Here is a 20,924-nt window from a genome sequence, read left to right as displayed (position 1 = left end):
TGTTAAAATTCAGGTGATCAATAAGCAGATGAATGTCAAAAAAAAATAAACCAAAGGTTATGAAAAATAGAAAAATTACATCCTTAGCATTGGTAATGCTTGGACTATCCATTACCGTGTCCGGACAAACCGGAAATGTAGGAATCAATACAACTTCTCCTACAAGTACATTAGATATCAACGGAAATTTACGGGTCAGAGATTTGCCGATCATTCCAGCCGGAACTCCAATGGTGTCCGATGCAAATGGAAATATAGGAATATTCAAACCCGTGGATCCGGATGATTTTATTGTCTATAATCTGGATAGTAATATCAGACAAAATGATTCAAGGAATGTAGCTTTAACTTCGATAAGAAATCCTACGCAAAACGGAGGTTCTCCTCAGATAGATGCCAATAATTGCTGGGTAGTTCCCAATTCTACGATTGGATTGAAATTTCCGGCAAGTTCTGTGCGAAGAGGTACTGTATCCTGGGGATTATGGTTTGAGATGAATTACGGTGATTTAGGTCCGTTTTCCCAAACTTCCATTGAAAGTGGAACAGGAAAGATTAAAGTTCCTGTATTGTTCAATAGCAGAGCATACGCAAGACTTTACAAAAAAACAGGACCTGGAGTAAATGATTGGACGGAACAAAATACAGTAACGGTGGTTATGCAGACCTCGCAGATTTCACCCTACTTCTTTGATGCGGCAAATTTAGACAGCTCAGGTAATCCATATGCTGTAGGAGGCGCTACCAATGCCAATTTCAGATACTTTCTGTATGCCAATTACAGTGTAGGTGACGGAACAGGGATTAGTATTGATCCGGATTCTGAATATAAAGTAGAATTATTATATGGAATAGAAAATTTATCTTCCCGTGCTGCCATTACAAATGCTGCTTTTTTACAGAACTGGGGAGTACAGTCTACAGGATATAGTTTTTACAAGAATTAGATTTTTAATTACATTTTAAAATGAGCGGAGTAGAAATATTCCGCCATTTGAATTCAAAGTACTTTTTATAAAAAGCAATTTATTAACATAACAATCTTCACAATTTGAGAGTTCAATGAAAATAAACAATAAGAAAAAAGTAATTCATCATATGATTTTTCAGCTGCTACTGATTGTATTCCTATTGGTAACAATTATTACACTTAGATTCCTTGATTATCATTTACTTCCAATGTTGTTTATTTTTATTACTCTTTTGGCATTGCTATACGGGAAACTAAAAAACAGGTTTATCTTCGAATATGAAAACTCCGGAGAGATCCTTTCCATAAAAAGTTATCAATGGCTTTCGGCAGGTAAAAAACCTCGTTTTGAAATGCCGCACAGAAAAATCGTAAATATTGAAATCAAGGAAGGCATTTTAAAAAAATACCTGGTTATTCTATTCTTGAATTCTTCGGGCAAAGTTTTAAGAATGGATATTGATATTACCTTTTGTAATGAAAATCAGGTGAATTTACTTTTTAAAGATATCACAAAAAATATGACCATGAAAGACCATGAGTTTATTTCCGAAGGAGATGATGGTGTTTTGAATAGTAAATAAATTAATATAGATGGAAAATTTAAAAGATATTCATATCGGAGATCTGCTGTATAAAAGAGTAAAGGAAGAAGAAGTAGAGATAACCAGAATCTGTAAGTTTTTGCAGAAAACAGAAAAGGAAATTACAGAAATGTATTCTCAGAAGTCTGTAGGTGCAGATGTACTTTTAAAATGGTGTAAACTGCTTGAATATGACTTTTTCCGACTGTACTCCAATCATTTGATTTTATATGCTCCGGCATCCAGCCCCAATAAAAAAGAGAAACAATCCCAGCTGCCTCAATTCAGGAAAAGCTTATATACTAAAGAGATCATAGACTTTATGCTGGAGCTCCTGGAGAATAAGCAGATGACAACTTTAGAAATCATGAATCAATACAGAATTCCAAAATCAACGCTCAATAAATGGATAAGCAAATACAGATCATAAATATCGGCCCCAATTATAAACAGATTTACCATGATTTTATCGAAGCCAAATGCCCTGATAAAAGAGAATTTGTCAAAGGGTTTTTAGCCAAGGACTGTCTGTCAGTATCTGATGTGCTGAAGATTAATACGATCATTTTTTTTGATGGATTGTCTGAAAGTCAAAAATTCAAATCCTATGATAAACAGGTTATTTTTGAAATCCTCGATTATCAGAAAAAGCACAGGTTAAATAATACCCAGCTGGCTAGCCATTTTAAGCTGAGCAGAAATACAGTGACCAAATGGAAACGTACATTTTTAATATAAAGAGAAGAACACATTTTCCACTAAAGCAATGTTGTTTATCGTTTTGTTTTTTTTCTAAGTTTTTAGAGTATATCTGATGATAGATATGCTCTTTTTTTGTTTCGATGATAGTGTTGAGTCGTATTTTATCTACAATACCTGAGATTTTTTTTTACAGAATAAGCTTAGAATGTTTACAAGATCTGTTTTGCCTTTTACCATAATTATTAGGACCTTTGGAGGACATTAATGATTAAAATTTCCTGATCGCATTTAATTAATATCGATTCTAAAGACTAAGGATGAAATATCTAGAAAGATCATTTTCTTTCTAGGTATTCATTTACGTTTTGAATATTTTCTCTTTCATTAAAAAACAAAAACCTCCCTTACCCAAAAGGCAAGGAAGATTTCAATCAAAACGCTATAAGAACATTCTGATAACTACACCACAACATCTATCTTTACATTGATATTTCCACGGGTTGCTTTTGAATAAGGACATGTCGCATGTGCCGTTTCCACAACTTTTCTGGCTTCATCTATAGGAAGACCCGGTAAAATGATCTGTAAATGAGCCTGTAGAAAAAATCCGTCATTATTGGATGTCAGATCTATTGAGGTATTGACAGACAGGTCCGTAGGAAGATTAACTCCCATCTTAACAGCACCCAAATGCATAGCTCCGATAAAACACGCGGACCATCCTGCAGCTAATAACTGTTCCGGATTCGTTCCGTTTCCTTTTGCTCCGGGTGAGGTCAGTTCAATGTCCAGTTTTCCGTCACTGCTTTTAGCTTCCCCGTTGCGTCCTCCGGTTACTACAACGTTACCTGAATACAACACTTTACTGATGTTAACTACTGTTGTATTTTCTACTTCCTGAATGGTATTTAATTCCATATTTTTATTATTTAGATTGAAAAATATTGTTGATTGATCTCTTATTAAAGTTTTTTTCTTAAATCTTTGAAAGCGGCTCTAAGTTCTTCTGTGAAGACTTGTGGCTGTTCCCAGGCGGCAAAATGTCCTCCTTTTAGAGCTTTATGATAATAATATAAAGTAGGATAGGCACGTTTTGACCAACTTTCCGGAGCCTGGTAAATCTCGTGAGGAAATACCGAAATGGCTACAGGAACTTTAATGTCTTTTGTTTTCTGTGCATCAGCGCTGAAGTTATTTTTATTGTTCTCCCAATAGAAACGCGAAGAAGATGCTCCTGTATTGGTAAGCCAGTAAAGCGTAATATCATCAAGAATCGCATCACGGCCGATTACATTTTCAGGGTGGAGGTCGCTTTCGCTCCATTCAGCGATCTTCTCGTAAAGGAATGCAGCTAAAGCACTTGGAGAATCAGAAAGTAGATACCCTGTTGTCTGTGGACGTGTTACCATCATTCCTCCATAGGCTGCATTTCTTCCAAAGAAAGTACTCATTGCATTGTAAGCCTGTGCTTCTGAAGCGGAAAGTCCGGCAGGTACAGGATCGCCTGCATTGATGGGTTTTACAAGCTCAGCAGGAATAGTGGCCGGCATGGTAAGGTGAATCCCCAAAAGACCTGAAGGAGCCTGTTTTGCCAAAGCATCAGATACTACAGAACCGTGGTCACCACCCTCAGAAACATAGTTTTTGTAACCAAGTCTTTTCATGAGAACATCCCAGGCGCGGGCAACACGATCTGGATTCCAGCCCAGTTCTGTAGGTATTTCTGAAAAACCATACCCTGGGATAGCTGGGATGATCACATCAAATGCATCACTTGCTTTTCCTCCATATTTCACGGGATCAGTCAGAGGTCCTATGGCATCAATAAATTCCAGTGGAGAACCCGGCCAGCCATGAGTAAGGATCACGGGCATTGCATTAGATTCTTTTGAACGTACATGAATGAACTGAATATCAAGTCCGTCAATCTTTGTTACAAATTGTGGAAGCGCATTCAGCTTATTTTCTACTTTTCTCCAGTCATAACCATTACCCCAATAGGTGATCAGTTCTTTTAACTGAGCGAGCTGAATTCCCTGAGAAGCATCTTTTACTGTCTCTTTATCAGGAAAACGGGTCTCCGAGATTCTTCTTTTGAGTTCATCCAGTTGAGATTGTGGAATATTGATATGAAAAGGACGGATACTGATGTCAGATTTTGACGAAGCCGTATGGGTGTTATTAGCTTGCGCTTTGAATATTGCAGGAGTACTTAAAATAAAAGTTGCTGCTAACAGGATGTTTGAAATTGTTGTTTTCATTGTTTTGTTGTATTTAGATTTAGATTTGTTTTTCTTTTTTGATGAGACAAAATTATGCTCTGAGAATCGCTAGGGAAACGGGTAATGTACTCAAGTAGTCATATTTCGTATCGAAATAGACACTACAGGTGGTAAATAGGAAATAGTATAAGGATTGATCTGGTGAAAAGACGTGTTGGAGAAGGCGCCTGGTTCTTCATTTTTTTTGTAGTTTCGCTTTTCTGAAAACACGGTTTTCGGCCTATCACATTATATAAACTTCTATGAAACGAAATTTTATCAATCAGGAAGAACTTTCTGATAAATTTTGGAATATTGACTATTCAGGAACTATACAAAAAATTGCATTCGGGAAAACCGGAACCAAAGGACGTGAAACTATTAAAGAATTTGCTGACGAACAAGAGTGCATCCGGGAATCTGAGAAACTCATCAGCCAAAAGATAAAAAAAGGATATACTGAAATTCAGGAGAACGAAGAAATACCCCAGAAAAAAGAGCTTTCAGAAAATGAAAAAGCAGATATTTATTTCTGGGAAGCTATCGAAAAATCTAATACATATAAAAAAGCCCATTGGAGTGAATATGATATTGATGAACACCTGGAAAATCTAACGGCTTATCTTGCCAAATTTGGGAAAGAAAGACTTATTCTTTTTGAAAAAACCCTTCAGGAAAAATTGAGTGAACTGTATACTGCCGAAATTGCTGAACTTTCCTTTATCCTTGAAGGTGATTTCAGATCAGAAAAAGGGACATATGTTTTTGATGGCTTCCTTTCTGATGACGGATTTATTTATTTCCGATGCTGGCTGATCCTTAAAGGAAAAGATTTTTTTGAAGATATTACGCAGGATATCCAGTCATTTGTAAGTGGAAAATATAGCTTTAATATTGGTGATTGCTGGGGAGAAGGACTTCTGTATGTATCAGATGAAGCCTATTCCGAAAATCATGACAATGAGGATGAGTCAGAAATAAGAGATGTGGTGGATGAGCAGTATCCGGATAATCATTATGACGGTATGAACCGCCAGATGAAGCGTGAGCCAAAAGGAGGCACTGATCTTCAGAAGATGTACCCTAAATTAGTAAAAGAGATCTGTGAGTTAAGAAAATAACAGATTCCTTTTTTAAAAGATAAAAAATAAGCTCCGTTTTATACAAAAACGGAGCTTATTTTATGATTGTATTTTCTGAAAAATTATCCGTGAGCTTCTACGGATACTTCATTCCATTCTTCCCAGACTTTTAATCGCTGTTCATAATTTTGTTTTACAAAAGTAAGAGCGACTTTCCCAAGCAATAAACGCAATGGAGGATTTTCAGTTTCGGCTAATTTTATCAATGCCGGTGCTGTGGCTTCTACATTTCCGAAAGAGTTCTCAGCTTCCGAAAAGGCTTTTTTAAGACCATCATAAACGGGGTTGCTTTGGGTATTAATTCCTGTATGCCAGATATTGGAAGCATAGCCGTTAGGTTCTACCAAAGTAACATGAATACCGAATTCTTTTACCTCTGTAGCTAGAGTTTCACTTAACCCTTCCAATGCAAATTTAGAAGCATTATAAAGTCCCATTGTTGGTAAAGTTGCCAATCCCAGAATAGAAGATACCTGAATGATATGGCCGCTTTTCTGATCTCTCATAATAGGAAGTACAGCCTGCGTAAGCCACAGAGTTCCAAAGAAATTGGTTTCAAACTGTGCTCTGGCTTCCTGTTCATTCGTTTCTTCAATAGCACCCGTTAATGCATACCCCGCATTATTGATCAAGATATCAATGCTGCCAAAGTGCTGTTGTACCTTTTGAGCCACAGCCAAAGATTCTTCCCGTTTGTCTACATCTAAGGTTAAAGGCAATACAGAATCTCCATATTTTTCTTTTAAATCATTAAGTGTTTCTACATTTCTGGCTGTTGCCGCTACATTGTATCCTTTTGCTAAAAAAGCTTCTGCCCATGCTTTTCCGAAACCTTTTGACGCCCCTGTAATTAAAACTGTTTTTGACATTGTTTTGTTTTTTAATTAATTGTTATGATTATACTTTTTAAAGTTTTCTTTTTAATTTAAATGACCGATCGGTCATATTTTTGATAAAAAAAATTACACTCTATTTTCTTCTATCATTTTTTTCAGGCTATTGCCAATAACCTCCATTCTGTCATTATTACCAGACATTCTTGACATCAAATGACCTCCTTCAAGCATGGCAAAAAGAACTGTTGCAAAATCAGCCGGATTCCAGTCTGCTCTGAACTCTTTATTAGCAATTCCCTTTTCAATAATACCGGAAAGTAATTCCTGTCCCTGTTTAATGGCACGGTTTACCTTTTCTTTGACTACAGGATTAGTGTCATCAGCCTCCATTCCAAAATTTAATAAAGGACAGCCTCCAACAACCGGTGGGTGATTGGGATCACTAAAAAAATCAATATATGCTAATAATTGCTCTTCGGAAGTTGTATGCCCGCTCAAAACTTTTTGGAGTTTATCACTTAATAGTTTCATGTTATGCTCAACGGCAGCACAGGCAAGAACATCCTTATTTTCAAAGTGAACATACATACTGCCTTTAGACAATTTGGTTGCCTCCATAATATCGCTCATAGAAGTAGCTGCAATCCCTTTTGTGTTAAAAATAGGAGCTGCTTTTTCTATAATGAACTGTCTGGTTTCTTCACCTTTTGCCATGATACCTTTAAATAATGATACAAATATATGACCGATTGGTCATAAAAACAAAGCTTTTCTTAATTTTTTTAATGCATGTGTTTTAAAGTACTGATAACCAGAATTTTGTTTATGGTTGTTCAGCAAGGAAGCATTGAAGGAATTTCTAATCCATTATGAATCCTTCCACAAAAGTTTTCTTTTGTGATTTGTTTCCCAGTCGTTAAGAGAAAGTATTTCTTCTTTTTATTTTAAGAAATTTTTCACAGTAAACAATATTTCATGTAGAAAGGCTCGATTAAATTTTTAAATTTACCTAAAATTAATGCAATGGCAAACGATAAACTGAATGTCCGGACACTCCGTGAGCTTTATCAGCAGCTGGATCTTCCTGTTGATTATCTGGAAGTGGAATCTGGCTTTACCATTCATCATTTAGAAGAAACATTCAAAGATTTACCCTTCCGTTCTGAGCCTTTTCGACCAAACTACTTCAGTTTTTTATTTATAAAGAGTGCATTCGGACATTATACGATAGATGACCAGCGGTTTGAAGTGACCTCAGATACCGTATACTTTACCAACCCCGGAAATTACAGGATTTTTGAATGGGAAAAACTGAAGCATACATGTCTTATCACTTTTGGAGAAGGCTTTTTGAAAGAATATGTACATGATGATGTCTATCGGGATTTTTCTTTTCTTTTGTCAGAAGTTATTGCTCCCCGGGTTTTGTCACAGCAGCAATTCGGCCAGATAGAAGAGTTATATAGATTGATACACAAAGAGTATAAAGGACATTCTTTATATAAAAATAAGATTATCGGAGCTCTAGTGATTGCATTACTGTTAAAGATCAAAGAATATTTTTTTCAGGATTATGACCCTATTTATGAAGGGAATCGCAGTTCACAGATTGTTAAAACTTTCAAACTGAATGTAGAACGGCATTTCAGAGATCTGATCAGCGGAAAAACAAATGCTCAGTTAAGAGTTCAGGACTATGCCTACCTGCAGGCCCTGCATGTCAATTATCTTTCCAGTGTTATCAGTAGTAAAACGGGAAAAACAATCAGCTCATGGATTGCCGATAAAACGACAACTGAGGCCAAAGTCATGCTTCAGAATGAAAAACTCAGTATTAAAGAGATTGCAGCAAGATTAGGCTTTCTTGAAACTCCTCATTTCAGCAATTATTTCAAAAAACACACTTCAATAAGCCCCGCAGAATACAGAAAACAGTATTTTGGAAGCCAATCTTAGATATTTGCAACATCTGCTATAATTCTTGTACGTCCTTGATGAGCGTAATGTATCAACTTTGTCCTATCAAATTAACATTGATAAAAACAAAGTAATATGAGTACATTAAACAACAAAGTGATCCTTGTGACCGGAGCGTCAAGAGGAATCGGAGCTGAAATAGCTCAACAGCTTGCGTCAGCAGGAGCAAAAGTTATCGTCAATTATGCAGGTGGAAAAGAGGCTGCAGAAGATGTTGTAGCCTTAATAGAATCCAATGGAGGTGAGGCCATTGCCATACAGGCGGATGTAAGCAGTCCTGAGGCTGTAAAACAATTGTTTGATCAGGCTGTCGGCCATTATGGAAAACTGGATGTTCTTGTAAACAATGCCGGTGTTATGATTACCAAACTGATCAAAGACACTACTGATGAGGACTTTACACGTCAGTTCGATATTAATGTAAAAGGGACATTCAATACCTTAAGAGAGGCAGCTGCCAGGCTGACCGACAATGGAAGTATCATTAATTTTTCATCTTCTACTACAAGACTGATGATGCCTTCTTATGGCACTTATGTAGCAACAAAAGCTGCTGTAGAACAATTGACCCGTGTATTTGCAAAAGAAGTTGGCAACAGAGGAATCAATGTAAATGCAATTCTTCCGGGACCTACCAATACGGAACTTTTTACTACCGGTAAATCACAGGAAGTGATAGACAGGCTAGCTTCTTTAAATGCATTTAACCGCTTGGGAGAACCTGGGGATATTGCGAAAATTGTGGTTTTTCTTGCCGGAGATGATGCGAAATGGATCAGCGGACAAACCATTGGGGTAAACGGTGCTATGGCATAATCATATAGTATGAAAACTTTACCAATTGCAGCCGCATTCGGCCTTTTCGGGGCCATTGCCGTCACTGTTTCTTTTTCACAGCAATGGCCTACGTGGGTGATGTTCATAGCCTGGGTGAGTTTCTATATTTTCGGTAAAAAGTGGCACAGTTCTCTATGGGCATTTTTACAGATTATTCTGGGAATGGGAATGGCGGTACTGATTCAGTTGACATCCGGGTTTTTGGGACAATTTATCGGGGCATTTGGGTTTCCGGTGTCTGTATTTTTTTACATAGGATCATTAGCGTATTTCGCAGGAACCCAAAAGCTGAATAACATACCCGCATGGTTTTTAGGATTGATTATTTTGTTTGGAGTTCACCCGCCATTGGAACCGCTCCCGATATTAAAATTACTGATACCCATCATTGCCGGATTTTTCTTTGCCTGGCTGAATAACAAGGTCGTTGAAACTATCCATGAAAAACAGGTGCCGGAATCATCCACTCAATAAAATTTATTTTTAAACACAATTATTATTCAAATTAAAAAATCAAAAATAATGAATTCATTACAAAATAAAGTAGCCATTATTACAGGCTCAGGAAGAGGTTTAGGAAAAGCTATCGCAGAACGTTATGCTGCTTTGGGCGCTGATATCGTATTAAACTATTCACGGGATAAAGCTTCTGCAGATGAGGTGGAAAGCACCATCAAAGCAATGGGAAGCAATGTGATTTCTGTACAGGCAGATGTAAGTAAAGTGACTGAAATTACGTATCTTTTTGAGGAAGCCAGAAAAGCATTCGGGAAAATAGACATCGTGGTTGCCAATGCCGGTATTGAAATGGTAGAAACTCCTGTAACAGCGTTTACTGAAGAGCAGTTTGACAGACTGTTTTCAATCAATACCAAAGGAGCTTATTTCACCATGCAGCAAGCCGCTCTGAATGTAGAGAACAACGGACGGATTATCTATGTGGCATCGTCTACTACAGCTTTTCCTGTGCAGGGTATGGCAGTATATGGTGGAAGTAAAACAACCCCCAGATATCTTGTGGATGTACTTTCAAAAGAAATAGGACACCGTGGGGTAACGGTGAATACCATTATTCCTTTCGCTGTAGACCATTCAGGAATTTTTGCAGAAGAAAGAAGCTATCCTGAACTGAGAAAATCATTGATTGAAAGTTGCCCGATGGGGAGATTGGCAGAAGTGGAAGATGTAGCCAATATTGCGGAATTTTTTGCAAGTGATCTTTCTTCATTTGTGAACGGACAGCATTTACTGGTGAATGGAGGAGCTAATCAATAAGATGGAATGATGAAAACTATGAAATTATCCAGTATTGTACTGGTAATGATCTGCACTCTGAATGCCTGTGGACTTCCTATTGGCTGATAAGCTGGATTAATATGAAAAGCTTGGATAAGCTCGTAAGTTTATGATCATAAAAAACCTCTGTTTCAGAGGTTTTTGTATTTAAAATAAAATTCCCCAACCAAAAATAAAATTCCCCTGAGAATTAATGAATAAATTCTTAAAAAAAGGTTGGGGATAAAAAATAGAAATGTAATACTAAACTATATTCATAGAATTCAATCATTATTACTTTGTTTTGGAGACAAACCAATCCTTATTTTTTTGACCGTTATTTTGATACATCTTCGTATCATGCTGCAGGACCGAAATCCCGCAGTGATACACTTTTCATTTGTGTTATAGAATCGTAAGTTTATAAAAAATTAAAAGGAAAGCATACATTCAATAGAGGGATATTGGAATGTATGCAGCAACTAAAAATCTTGATTTATAGGAGTTCAAAGCTCAATCAGTATTTTTTTATCCATTTGTATAAAGTGGTTTTGGGGATTCTGTAATCTTCTATTATCTGTTGTTTGGTTTTCTCATTTGTTTTTAAAAGATTTAGAATAAAATCAATTATTTCAACGGTATAAATATTTTTCCTGAACTCTGGAAGCTGTGTTTTTTTTTGTTTTAATTTTTGATAATAATCTGATGACAAAGGAGGTGAATACAGCAAAAGATGTTGAGAATAGATCCTGAAAAAATCATAAGTTAAAAGCTTGCTCCATTTAAGAAGAATCTCTGCATCCAGAGATTTGCTTTTGTACATCTCTGCAAGTTCCTTATGGCTGCATTGCATAAAGTTCAGGAGTCTGTCTGAAGAAAAGCCGGTTTCTTTCACCCGTTTTTGTATCAATTCACCGATATGGATATCTTTAAAAAGCATAATGAAGAAAAATTGAATAAAACCACTTTTGTGATAGACCAAAAGTGGTTTTTATAATTTGAAAATAGATATTTTATTATTCAGTATAGATATTAAGTACCATAATATACAATACTCAATGAAGCTGTAGTTAATCTGTGAGGTCTTGTGTAGTTACCTCTACAACTTATTATTTCACCGACATTAAAATATGTAGTTACTCCTATAGTATTTGCTTCGAAAGTAAGATTGTCAGTCAAACTACTTTGATTTACAGAAAGTTCAGTTGTAGTACTAGAAGCAGTTTTCTTTATAAAGGTTTGTACTGTTCCTCCAGTTGTAGGAAAGTTCATACCAACATTTTTTTTTGTGTAAAGCAAAATACCATAATATCCTGCTTTCAATACTGTAAAATTCCCTGAGCTGTATGATAAGTTTACAGCATTGATTTTGTCAGTAGTAAAAGTGTACTTAGCCTCTGTATTGGCAGGAAGATCACTGGTTGAGGTAATTCCTGTGGCAATTCCTACGATAGAAGGTATGCTTAGTGTTGTTCCATCTTTCAGGTTGCCATTAGCATCAGTTCCCAATAAATTGAAATTCTTGTAATTTTCCAGCCGTACAGAGCCATCATCAGATACACTAAGCAACTCCTTATTGGTGCTGTCATTAATCTCTAAGGCTTTTGTAGTGCTTGTGGTCCCTTTACTAATTACATCAAGCGTAGCGCTGGGTGTTGAAGTATTCATCCCAACCTGTGAATACACATTCAATGAAGTAAGGAGAACAGCGGGTAATAATAATTTTTTCATAGATGTAAAGATTTTTTATTTTGTTTTTTTTCACTTAGACTCACAGATATGTAAGTTGCATGTGCTGTAAATCAAGAGGGTACATTTTGTTGTTGCAATATTACATTCGTGACTTAATGTGGTGCAAAATTTTATCTATGACATAGCTATGACATGATGTTAAATTTCTGATAATCAGATGATATTTTTGATCATGTATTATTTTATGTTTTATGATCCGCTCTCTCATCGTATGTAAAATGTGTGTTTAATTTTGGTTTTAAGTAAAAGGCTCTTGAATGATTATTGAAATATGGATGGTGGGGTAAATGCTTACTTTGTACAATAATTTATTGTCTTCGTAATTATGTTTGAAATTTTAATAATGTTATGATGGTTTTTGTGACGATAAAATTATATTCCTGAAAAATAAGCTAGAAACAGTAATAATTCTTATGTCATATCTGTGTCATACCTATGTCATGTCCATATTGATTCCTTTTTTCTTTAAATATTTTATAATTGCTCCTGAAATAGCAGTAGTTCTCGTATAATGATTAATTGGATATTGTATTTTCTTATTATTATTGATTTTTTAATAATTAAATCATTTGTTTGGTTTTAATTTGATTTGATTTTACTGTTATATTTGTTATGTATATAAATTGTTACACGTGCTTACTATATGATGAAATTTATCTTTTTGTTTTTTCCATTTTTGCTTTTTGCACAGTCTAAAATTACCACAAGAACTATTGAAAAGAGACTGGAGAAATCTAATGCACTTCTTATTGAAGGGCAGACAGATGAAATGGTTACATTGAATCTTTCGATACTGGATGACGCTAAGCATATTAATTATGCAGAAGGTAAATTGTCTGCCTATTATAATTTAGCGCTTGCTTTTTCTATGCAGCACAAGTATAATAAAAGCAATTACTTCTTAAAGATGATGGAACCTGAATTTAAAAATTCGGATGCTGAAGATCAGGAAATTTCCATGAATATATTATACAGTATTAATTACAGAGGAATTAAAATGTATGATGAAGCACTAAAAAAATTAAGAAAGAATTTGTTGATGGCAAATGATTTAAAAAATGATTCTACCAGACATGCCATAAAAGGAATGATTCTGGTTCAGGTTGGGAAAAATTATCTTGAGAAAAAAAAGTATGACTCTGTTACGTACTATGGAAAGAAGATTGTTGATGAATTGAAGAAATCAAAAAAAATGGACGTCGGAATGAATACAAGCTTAAAAGCAGCATTGCTGCTTTTATCTGAAGCAAAGCTGAATGAAAATAAAATTGATTCTGCAGAGTTTTATATGAATTTAGCTCGGTCTGTGCCTGTTGATTGGGGGAATAATGATTTTGCAACATTGAAGCTTTTTGGACAAATTCATGACGTGAGAAAGCAATATGATTCCGCAATTGTAGATTATGAAAAAGCAATAAAGCTTGCCACAAAAGCAAAGAATTTAAAAAAATTATCAGAGTTATACCATTTAATAGCCAAGTCATACGAAAAAACCGGTCAGATAGATAATGGAAAGAGATATGAGCTCAAATATAATAGTCTTAATGATAGCTTAAAGAGGATAGATGAAGAGAATCTGGAAGATACAGTAGGTCTTCTTGTAGAAGAAAAAAAGAAGCCTTTGGAGCACCGAACCCACATTTTATTATACGTTATACTTATAGGATTTGTGGGTGCAATTATTATCATCTTTTTTGTACATAACAGGATGAAAAAGAAAAATAGAGTGCTAAATATAAAAGAAAAGGAAACTCAGGAACTTAATCAAAAATTGAATTTTGCATTTGAGGAAGTCTCCCAGTTGGCTAAAAATAATGACCCGGAATTTCTTGCCCGATTTCAGGAAGTATATCCTGAGTTTATATCAAAGTTATTGAAAATAGAACCAGAACTGCAAAGTACAGAATTAAAATTTTGTGCTCTGTTATTTCTTAATTTTTCTACCAAGGATATCGCTGCCTATACTTTTGTTCAGCCCCAATCTGTACAGACCAGAAAAAACCGTTTGCGTAAAAGATTAGGGATTCCATCGGATGAGGATATTTATCTGTGGATGAAAAAAAATAAATAGAAGCTTATTATATCACATCGCTATTTTACTATTTATAATTTAGTATTTCAATGTATTGTAACACCTATGTGATAGGTGTTTTTTTGGAAAAACAATGAGGATTAATCAAATTTGTATTCAAAGAAAAGATAAATTGTTGTAAGTGAACTTTTCAAAGATAAATTATTCTTTGTGGCTAAGAGTTTAGTTATTATTGGCCGGAGATCAGCCACGCTTCGGCCCCCTTTTGGGGTATTATTTGATTAAAACATATAAAGAATTTATGCAAAAAAGTGAATCACCTGATTATAAAAGAATATACGAAGATATCTTACGATTGCAGCATCCCACCAAAAAAGAACAATGTGAATCCATATTATCCAAAAGTAGATTTTCGGTAAAAGATGTTATTACCATCAATGATATTATTTTTCCTAAAGCTGATAAGAAGACCCAGTTTGATAATCAAAGACATCGTTCTTATGATCAATCGGCGATTCTTGAAATCCTTGATTATCAGAAAAACAATAAATTGAGTAACTCTGAATTGGCAAGATATTTTAAATTGAGCCGGAATACTGTTGCGAAATGGAAGAAACATTTTTTGGTGTAATGTGTTGTGTATTAAAAATAATACACCAGTTTATTTAAAAAGATATCATAATCGCTTAAAGTTTATCCTTTAGAAATATCAGAAATAAGATTCTATACTTACATATACCTGAATTTTTCTATCACAAGAAATCCAGATTTTTAAAATAAAATTAAAAGCTTCAATGAAAAAACAGAGACTATCTCATTCATGAAATAGCCTCTGTTTTTTTAATCAATATCCTGTTAATGCAGGTCATTAATTTTTTATGGTGGAAATATGGATACATTTTTGACCGTTAAAATCTGCCAGTTCAATGTTGCCAATCATTTCATTATAGACCCGGGTAGTGGTATCATTAAACTGATATCCTTCAATAAACACAGGTCTGTCCTTTGGAAGATTGCTCTGCTCATTGAGCATTTCCAGTGATAAACTATCAGGATAACCTTCATTTTTTTTAAACTTAATCTCTATTAAGCCGTTGCCAGCGAGATAATCAAATTTCTTTAAATGAGAAGGCAGAGCGGCCTTGGTTTTATAAACGTTTACTTTCTCAATACTGTTTTTGTAAAGATCAAACATGCTGGCAGTTCCAATGGCATCATTGTAAACAGCAAATTGTACGTTGCTGTTTTTCTGAGCCCAAAGTAGACCTGAAGAAATAATGAGGAATATATATAATAACTTTTTCATAATAAATAGATGTTTAAATGCCAATGATTTACTGTGGAAGGTTGGGATTAATTTCTGTTTTTTACTGTAATCCATCCGGTGTATTTTATTGGAGTCTGTTTTTTGTTGGTCTCATTCCAGCCCATATCAAACCAATAGGTTCCGGTAGATACTTTTTTGCCGTCAACGGCTCCGTCCCATTTGAATCCGTTCAGTTTACTTCCTTCATGAATCTTACTTCCGTATCTGTCATAGATACTGAATATAAAATTAGGTTTATTTGCTAAAGCAGAATAATCAAGGATATCATTTATTCCGTCACCATTCGGAGTGATGATGTTGATCAGATTAGGAACTGTGATTTCTACCTGCAGAGGAATACAATTGTATGAATCCTTTACGTAGAAAGTTTTGCTTCCGCGGGGTATATTGGTAAATATATTTTCATTCTGCCAGTTGATATTATCCATGGAATATTGATAAGGCGCTGTTCCTGCAATCACATTTAATGTAACCGAATTATTGTTAATCGTAATCTCCGAAATGACAGGGTTTTCAGAAGCATACACCTTCACCGTTTGTCTGGTGGTACATTCTCTGTTTTTCAGATCTACCCAATAGGTTCCAACTCCTACATTTTTGATGGACGGTGTTGTCGCTCCCGTACTCCATTCATAAGAAGTAAAACCTGGCCCTGCATCTAATGTGGTTGTATTTTCCATACAGATAATTTTATCCTTTAATACATCTGAGTACATAGGAGCGATAACTGTAAGGGTGACTTCTGCAATTCTATAACATCCGTTGGCATTACTTACTTTAACATAAACTACACCAGTAGGAGCAATGTAATTGGCTGGATTCAGAATTTGGTTTGTCCCATTGTGTGCATCTGTTGGAGACGGATAATAATGTTTAATAGTTCCTGGTTGTATATTAACCCCTGCTGAAGTTAAATCAAATACCCCAAGTGCGTGATTGGAAGGCTCAAAGCATGATCGTAAGGCAGCATCTTTAACGATTGGAGTTTCAGAAACCGTTAAAGTTAAAGTTACCTGCTCACAATCTGTAAAATCCGGATTGTTTCCACAAAACTTATAAACAATAGTATCCGTACCCAGATAACCGAAATTGGGAACATAATTAAGTACTCCTGATGCATCAATAGTAACTGTACCATTTGTCGGAGGTGTAATAATAGTTACTGTACTTGGGACATAAGTTTGGGTAGAATTGGTAAACTCCGGTACTATAGTCTGGTGTCCTTCACAAACCGTTACCGCTTTGGTAGATTCTTCAAGACAGGTATAGACCTTATAAACCGGAGTAGTTGCCGGATTACAATTGCCTACTGCAATTTTTACCGTATAATTTCCTGCAATCAGTGGAGTATAAGTATTGGCATTGGCTCCGGTAATAGGGTTTCCGTTCAGGAACCATTGGTAGGTGTCATAGCTGTCACTTACTTCCAGTACAATACCCGGGATGCATTCTCCTGTCTTTTTGGAAATCAATGGAATAGAAGAGAAACCTGCGAAGTATCCACCATATCCGGATGTACTGTATCCACCGTTAATACCTGCGGTTACGGCCTTATCAGAAACAACTGTTACATTTCCGGTGATAGATGGGATAGCATAGGTCACCCAGCCGCTATTCCCCGTCAATGCAAAAGGTCCTTCTGCAGCTGTAGGAGTATTTCCATTTACCATTACATTGGCTCCAACTTCTGTTAAAATATTCAGTTTTACAATAGCTCCGGTTGGGACAGTACTTGTTACTCCCGGTCCTGTTGGCATTTCATTGATCTTCCCGATTTCTTCAATTTTTCGGGGTAGAAAACAGTTTAATGGTGGTATGTAATTGAAACCACAGGTTGCACTGCTGTTGTTTACAGAAACCATCTGATATAAATAGACATTTTTTGAAGTCGTAATAAACATATTAAAATGCCCGGAATTTCCCTGCTGAACATAGTTGCTTCCTGAAATTCTGTAAAATTCCCCACTGTTGATGGTCGCAATAGGAGTGCTGGAACCATTGATGAATATTTGGGTATTGTTTTCTGTTCCTACAACGATACCTCCTTCCAGGTCAGCATTGGTAGATCTGGTTCTTACCATGGCAAAAGTACTTCCAAGTCTATCCGTAGGTACAGACTGATCAAGAATTGCATCCGAGCCCGTACTGGTGTTGCTTCCAAAATTTCCATTTACATTTCCATTGGTAAGGGTAATGGGTTTATCAGAAACAATTTTAGCTCCAATAAAAGCAGATAGGTTTTGACCATTTGCTCCCGGACCTCCGGCAAAAATAAAAGATTGTCCTTTATTAAGAGTAATTGTCTGCGAATGATTTGTTGGTGTTCCTCCAAAAAATGTTACATTTCCGTTCCATGTAGCGGTTACAACCGTATTGTTTTCTGTTGCCAATATACCTGCCGTGAAGTTATACAACGTAAGTGATGCGGTAGTAGGAGTTCCGGCTACATAAAATTCTTTGCCAATCCCGGCTTTTCCTTTACTTGTTATGATTTCAGCGTGTGTAGTACTGCTTACCATCCTTAATGAACAGTAGAATGGCTTGGTCCCTTGTACATATAAACCTTTATTGATGGTTGTGAAAGCATCTGTCGTAACATTGGCGGCTATATTACCAATGGGTACCACAAACGTCTGAGGAGCGCCTTTACTAATAGTTACATTACCAATCGGAACGTTGTTGCTGTTAATCGTAACAACAAAAGGAGTTGCAGAATCGGTAGAAAGATATAATGCCTGCGTATAATTTACAGAGGCGTAATAAGGTGCAAACCAGTGATCTGTATCTCTCTGAGCACAAATAGGAATGCCTAATATCAGGAACAATAAACTAAATATAAAGCTTTTCATGCATTGCTGAATTTTGATCTTAAAAATTACGAATTCTTTTTTAAAAATCAATTATGATTCTTTTATTAATTTTTTATGAACGTTTGTATTTCCATCTTCTATTTCTATCATATATATTCCGTTGATAAGATTGCTGAGATCAATAGTATTGTTCAGAATTATTCCGGTAGATATGAGTCTTCCAACGGCACTGTAGATTTTATATTTAGCTTTTGTACTTATGTTTTTTACATACAATACCGAACTTACCGGATTAGGATAAATGTGAATATCCGCCTGGTTAAGAGAATTAGAAACCGCCAGTTTTGAGATTCTGACAGTGTAGTCTTCCACTTCACCATCCTTGAAATTCATGCAGTTTACAGGAATTCCGTCTTTCTGTAATGCGACTCTCATGACTACATACTTATGATCAGTCAGGCTTATGAAAGCATCATGAGGAACAGAAAAGGTAGTACTTGCTGTTGGATTTCCATTAGGTCCGTCTGCGAGAATTCTTTCATTGATATCAAATTCTCCGTTCCTGTTGAAATAAATCCAGATCGCAACACCTGCATTGATACCAGAACTTAAAGTCTTATCAAGTATAATATGGTTTTCTGTGGAACCTTGAATCAAGTCAATAAACTTTAAAGGATTTCCTGTGAAATCGGAATAGGTAGATGCCATAGATTCATGATCATTTCCTTATTACATTAGGCTTTACCGTAACTTTTGAAATGAATTCCGCTGTAGAATTAGCTGCTGATATCGGACAGTAGATTACTGTAGGAGTGGTGAAATAATACAGTTTTGTGAAATTTCCCGGTATTCCGTTACAGATATTGGAAACCTGCATTTCATATTTTGTAAGCTCCAGTAAACCCGTGATTGTGTAAGTATTGGTGGATACTGTAACATCAGTCCAGCTTGGAATTTCTACTTTTCTGTATTTCAATAGATAAGTGTCACCGGTGTAATGTAGCTGATATAGTTTGTTTGAACCGAAGTATTATCCACTACCGGAAAGTTGACAGGAGTAACTTTCACATTAGAGATATAATCGTTTGTTCCTGTTCCGGTCATGTTACAATAAGTTAACGGCGGAGTGGTAAAACTTGTATTTTGGTGAGAAAGCTCCCTGGTTTCCATTACATATTGTTGCGATTTGTACCTGATGCAGTCTGTTCAGTAAGTCAGGTAATCGTGTAAAAACTTTGTCCTGCCGTAAGAGTCTGACCTGCTGCATTGGGAAGCCATGTTCCTGTAGTTCCCTGTCTCCATCGGATAACATAATGTCTTTCACCGGAAGAGAAAAAAGTACACACCATTACCTATGATTTCCATCTTAAATATACCAATAGTGTATATGTGCTTGTTAATCACAGGATTACACTTATAGAGCTTTATGGTGATGGAGAAATCTCTAAAATAGTCTGTGTCGTGTCCTATTCCCTTAATCGGACTGCAGGAAATATCCGGATTATATCCAATACCTCAGAAAGTTATTGGAAATATAATTTCTTTACGGGAAAATGGACGGAAGAATGTAAAGTTACCCTAAAAATAAAGGAAATTGAAATTATAAGACTCTATTTTCAGGGATTAAAAATAAAAGAAATTGCAGAGCAATTATTTGTGTCACCCAGTACCATAAAGTTTCACAGAAGCAAATTGTTTGAAAGAATTGGTGTAAAAAATATTATCGAAGCAATATCCTACGTAATAACAAATAATTTGATTTAAACTTTATTTTTTCTAAATGTTTTTAAGATTGAAAATGCTGAAAAACAAATATCTTTTCGGGTAGTTTACAGTTTTTAAATACTAAGAACTGTCTGTTTCTTATACATATGTTTTGAGAATTGTCCCTCTATATTTTTGTAGGGGGACAATTCCCGGAACAGCTTAATTAAGCTGATAATTTGTGATCACTAAACTCAGGATGAAATGAACATAATTCTCTTCTACCTCTTTTCTGTTGATCAACTTGTTTTTATACTCATAAGAATTCAGGTCTCTGGATAATTTTTGATATGTTTCAAAATCATCACCTTTAATCTTTACTCTTATATTACCATCTCTTCTGTTGATGAGTACATCATCCAAAGTTCTTACTTTAAATAAAACTTCACATAATGCAGGACGAGCCTTCATTGACCCGATATATCTTTCAACTATATTAATCTTGAACGAATCAAATTTGATGGTATTAAAAACAATTTTAGAATTAGGTTCCTGAGTGTTGAGTTCAAGTTTATAGTTCATTACTTTATAAATTTTGGCAAATATAAGTTTAATTATGCCAAAAAACAGACTGTTTTAATAGATCATTACCATAATAATGATTGAATTTTTTTCTATAAAAAGAAAAACCTGTGAAAATGTGAATATTAGTAGC

25 protein-coding genes are annotated in these 20,924 nt (G+C 35.4%); 12 read left to right on the top strand and 13 right to left on the bottom strand.

The genetic code is table 11. The annotated features are described in order from the left end of the window. The first annotated feature begins 59 nt into the window (after nt 1–59). The 4 genes from CHRYMOREF3P_RS04435 (at nt 60) to CHRYMOREF3P_RS04420 (ending at nt 2,292) form a co-directional block, all read left to right on the top strand. Nucleotides 60–947 (top strand): hypothetical protein, encoded by an 888-nt coding sequence (locus CHRYMOREF3P_RS04435; protein WP_139348525.1) that lies wholly within the window; start codon nt 60–62, stop codon nt 945–947. 115 nt (nt 948–1,062) lie between these two features. Further along, complete coding sequence (locus CHRYMOREF3P_RS04430) at nt 1,063–1,554, top strand: hypothetical protein (protein ID WP_077416629.1); 492 nt, start codon at nt 1,063–1,065, stop codon at nt 1,552–1,554. A gap of 10 nt (nt 1,555–1,564) precedes the next feature. Continuing rightward, nucleotides 1,565–1,984 carry a transposase gene (locus CHRYMOREF3P_RS04425; RefSeq protein WP_077416631.1) on the top strand — a complete coding sequence of 140 codons (420 nt, stop codon included), beginning with the start codon at nt 1,565–1,567 and terminating at the stop codon, nt 1,982–1,984. Beyond that, nucleotides 1,960–2,292, top strand: coding sequence for a transposase (locus tag CHRYMOREF3P_RS04420; protein ID WP_077416633.1), 333 nt, complete (start codon nt 1,960–1,962; stop codon nt 2,290–2,292). The genes CHRYMOREF3P_RS04425 and CHRYMOREF3P_RS04420 overlap by 25 nt, the downstream gene beginning before the upstream one ends. 423 nt (nt 2,293–2,715) lie before the next feature. Here the strand turns inward: CHRYMOREF3P_RS04420 and CHRYMOREF3P_RS04415 are convergent, their stop codons facing one another. Then, nucleotides 2,716–3,174, bottom strand: a complete 459-nt coding sequence (locus CHRYMOREF3P_RS04415) for an organic hydroperoxide resistance protein (protein ID WP_180563951.1) — start codon at nt 3,172–3,174, stop codon at nt 2,716–2,718. Nucleotides 3,175–3,218: 44 nt separating this feature from the next. Continuing rightward, nucleotides 3,219–4,517 carry an epoxide hydrolase family protein gene (locus CHRYMOREF3P_RS04410; RefSeq protein ID WP_180563950.1) on the bottom strand — a complete coding sequence of 433 codons (1,299 nt, stop codon included), beginning with the start codon at nt 4,515–4,517 and terminating at the stop codon, nt 3,219–3,221. Between the two features lie 263 nt (nt 4,518–4,780). Between CHRYMOREF3P_RS04410 and CHRYMOREF3P_RS04405 the strand changes: the two genes are divergently transcribed. Further along, nucleotides 4,781–5,638: a DUF4240 domain-containing protein gene (locus CHRYMOREF3P_RS04405; RefSeq protein WP_180563949.1), complete on the top strand. Its 858-nt coding sequence runs from the start codon at nt 4,781–4,783 to the stop codon at nt 5,636–5,638. Between the two features lie 83 nt (nt 5,639–5,721). Here CHRYMOREF3P_RS04405 and CHRYMOREF3P_RS04400 read toward each other — a convergent pair whose 3' ends face one another. Continuing rightward, nucleotides 5,722–6,528: an SDR family NAD(P)-dependent oxidoreductase gene (locus CHRYMOREF3P_RS04400; protein ID WP_180563948.1), complete on the bottom strand. Its 807-nt coding sequence runs from the start codon at nt 6,526–6,528 to the stop codon at nt 5,722–5,724. A gap of 93 nt (nt 6,529–6,621) precedes the next feature. Beyond that, nucleotides 6,622–7,209 (bottom strand): TetR/AcrR family transcriptional regulator, encoded by a 588-nt coding sequence (locus CHRYMOREF3P_RS04395; protein WP_077416643.1) that lies wholly within the window; start codon nt 7,207–7,209, stop codon nt 6,622–6,624. A 309-nt stretch (nt 7,210–7,518) separates the two neighbouring features. Between CHRYMOREF3P_RS04395 and CHRYMOREF3P_RS04390 the strand changes: the two genes are divergently transcribed. The 4 genes from CHRYMOREF3P_RS04390 to CHRYMOREF3P_RS04375 all read left to right on the top strand — a co-directional run bounded on the left by CHRYMOREF3P_RS04390 (nt 7,519) and on the right by CHRYMOREF3P_RS04375 (nt 10,584). Beyond that, nucleotides 7,519–8,451, top strand: a complete 933-nt coding sequence (locus CHRYMOREF3P_RS04390; protein WP_077416645.1) for a helix-turn-helix domain-containing protein — start codon at nt 7,519–7,521, stop codon at nt 8,449–8,451. Nucleotides 8,452–8,547: 96 nt separating this feature from the next. Continuing rightward, on the top strand, nt 8,548–9,288 hold the full coding sequence (locus tag CHRYMOREF3P_RS04385) for an SDR family oxidoreductase (RefSeq protein WP_077416647.1): 741 nt from the start codon (nt 8,548–8,550) through the stop codon (nt 9,286–9,288). A 9-nt stretch (nt 9,289–9,297) separates the two neighbouring features. Beyond that, nucleotides 9,298–9,783, top strand: a complete 486-nt coding sequence (locus tag CHRYMOREF3P_RS04380) for a DUF1097 domain-containing protein (RefSeq protein WP_077416649.1) — start codon at nt 9,298–9,300, stop codon at nt 9,781–9,783. Between the two features lie 48 nt (nt 9,784–9,831). After that, nucleotides 9,832–10,584: an SDR family oxidoreductase gene (locus CHRYMOREF3P_RS04375; RefSeq protein ID WP_077416651.1), complete on the top strand. Its 753-nt coding sequence runs from the start codon at nt 9,832–9,834 to the stop codon at nt 10,582–10,584. 517 nt (nt 10,585–11,101) lie between these two features. Here the strand turns inward: CHRYMOREF3P_RS04375 and CHRYMOREF3P_RS04370 are convergent. Then, nucleotides 11,102–11,524: a transposase gene (locus CHRYMOREF3P_RS04370; RefSeq protein WP_077416653.1), complete on the bottom strand. Its 423-nt coding sequence runs from the start codon at nt 11,522–11,524 to the stop codon at nt 11,102–11,104. 92 nt (nt 11,525–11,616) lie between these two features. After that, nucleotides 11,617–12,315: a hypothetical protein gene (locus CHRYMOREF3P_RS04365; RefSeq protein ID WP_077416655.1), complete on the bottom strand. Its 699-nt coding sequence runs from the start codon at nt 12,313–12,315 to the stop codon at nt 11,617–11,619. Nucleotides 12,316–12,979: 664 nt separating this feature from the next. On the opposite strand from CHRYMOREF3P_RS04365, the gene CHRYMOREF3P_RS04360 reads away from it, so the two are divergent. After that, entirely contained in the window at nt 12,980–14,407 is a 1,428-nt protein-coding gene (locus tag CHRYMOREF3P_RS04360; RefSeq protein ID WP_180563947.1) for a helix-turn-helix transcriptional regulator, read from the top strand. Between the two features lie 262 nt (nt 14,408–14,669). Then, nucleotides 14,670–14,999, top strand: a complete 330-nt coding sequence (locus CHRYMOREF3P_RS04355) for a transposase (protein WP_077418031.1) — start codon at nt 14,670–14,672, stop codon at nt 14,997–14,999. 237 nt (nt 15,000–15,236) lie between these two features. Here CHRYMOREF3P_RS04355 and CHRYMOREF3P_RS04350 read toward each other — a convergent pair whose 3' ends face one another. The 6 genes from CHRYMOREF3P_RS04350 to CHRYMOREF3P_RS24235 are packed head-to-tail and all read right to left on the bottom strand — an operon-like array spanning nt 15,237 to nt 19,854. Continuing rightward, nucleotides 15,237–15,674 carry a hypothetical protein gene (locus tag CHRYMOREF3P_RS04350; RefSeq protein ID WP_077416660.1) on the bottom strand — a complete coding sequence of 146 codons (438 nt, stop codon included), beginning with the start codon at nt 15,672–15,674 and terminating at the stop codon, nt 15,237–15,239. 47 nt (nt 15,675–15,721) lie between these two features. Next, nucleotides 15,722–18,544: a T9SS type B sorting domain-containing protein gene (locus tag CHRYMOREF3P_RS04345; RefSeq protein WP_180563946.1), complete on the bottom strand. Its 2,823-nt coding sequence runs from the start codon at nt 18,542–18,544 to the stop codon at nt 15,722–15,724. Between the two features lie 51 nt (nt 18,545–18,595). After that, nucleotides 18,596–19,213 (bottom strand): GEVED domain-containing protein, encoded by a 618-nt coding sequence (locus CHRYMOREF3P_RS04340; RefSeq protein WP_180563945.1) that lies wholly within the window; start codon nt 19,211–19,213, stop codon nt 18,596–18,598. A 10-nt stretch (nt 19,214–19,223) separates the two neighbouring features. Then, entirely contained in the window at nt 19,224–19,481 is a 258-nt protein-coding gene (locus CHRYMOREF3P_RS04335) for a fibronectin type III domain-containing protein (protein ID WP_077416666.1), read from the bottom strand. Continuing rightward, nucleotides 19,478–19,675: a hypothetical protein gene (locus CHRYMOREF3P_RS04330; protein WP_077416668.1), complete on the bottom strand. Its 198-nt coding sequence runs from the start codon at nt 19,673–19,675 to the stop codon at nt 19,478–19,480. The genes CHRYMOREF3P_RS04335 and CHRYMOREF3P_RS04330 overlap by 4 nt, the downstream gene beginning before the upstream one ends. 44 nt (nt 19,676–19,719) lie before the next feature. After that, complete coding sequence (locus tag CHRYMOREF3P_RS24235) at nt 19,720–19,854, bottom strand: hypothetical protein (protein ID WP_257468943.1); 135 nt, start codon at nt 19,852–19,854, stop codon at nt 19,720–19,722. Between the two features lie 40 nt (nt 19,855–19,894). Here CHRYMOREF3P_RS24235 and CHRYMOREF3P_RS04325 point away from each other — a divergent pair, with 40 nt between their 5' ends. Further along, nucleotides 19,895–20,269, top strand: coding sequence for a response regulator transcription factor (locus CHRYMOREF3P_RS04325; RefSeq protein WP_180563944.1), 375 nt, complete (start codon nt 19,895–19,897; stop codon nt 20,267–20,269). A 162-nt stretch (nt 20,270–20,431) separates the two neighbouring features. Here the strand turns inward: CHRYMOREF3P_RS04325 and CHRYMOREF3P_RS04320 are convergent, their stop codons facing one another. Beyond that, nucleotides 20,432–20,791 (bottom strand): prevent-host-death protein, encoded by a 360-nt coding sequence (locus tag CHRYMOREF3P_RS04320; RefSeq protein WP_077416671.1) that lies wholly within the window; start codon nt 20,789–20,791, stop codon nt 20,432–20,434. Nucleotides 20,792–20,924: the final 133 nt, after the last annotated feature.

Source organism: Chryseobacterium sp. JV274 (assembly GCF_903969135.1).
In the GTDB taxonomy this organism is placed as follows: Bacteria; Bacteroidota; Bacteroidia; order Flavobacteriales; family Weeksellaceae; genus Chryseobacterium.
Note: the sequence above shows the minus strand (reverse complement) of the source record. Positions and strands in the feature narration are given on the sequence as shown.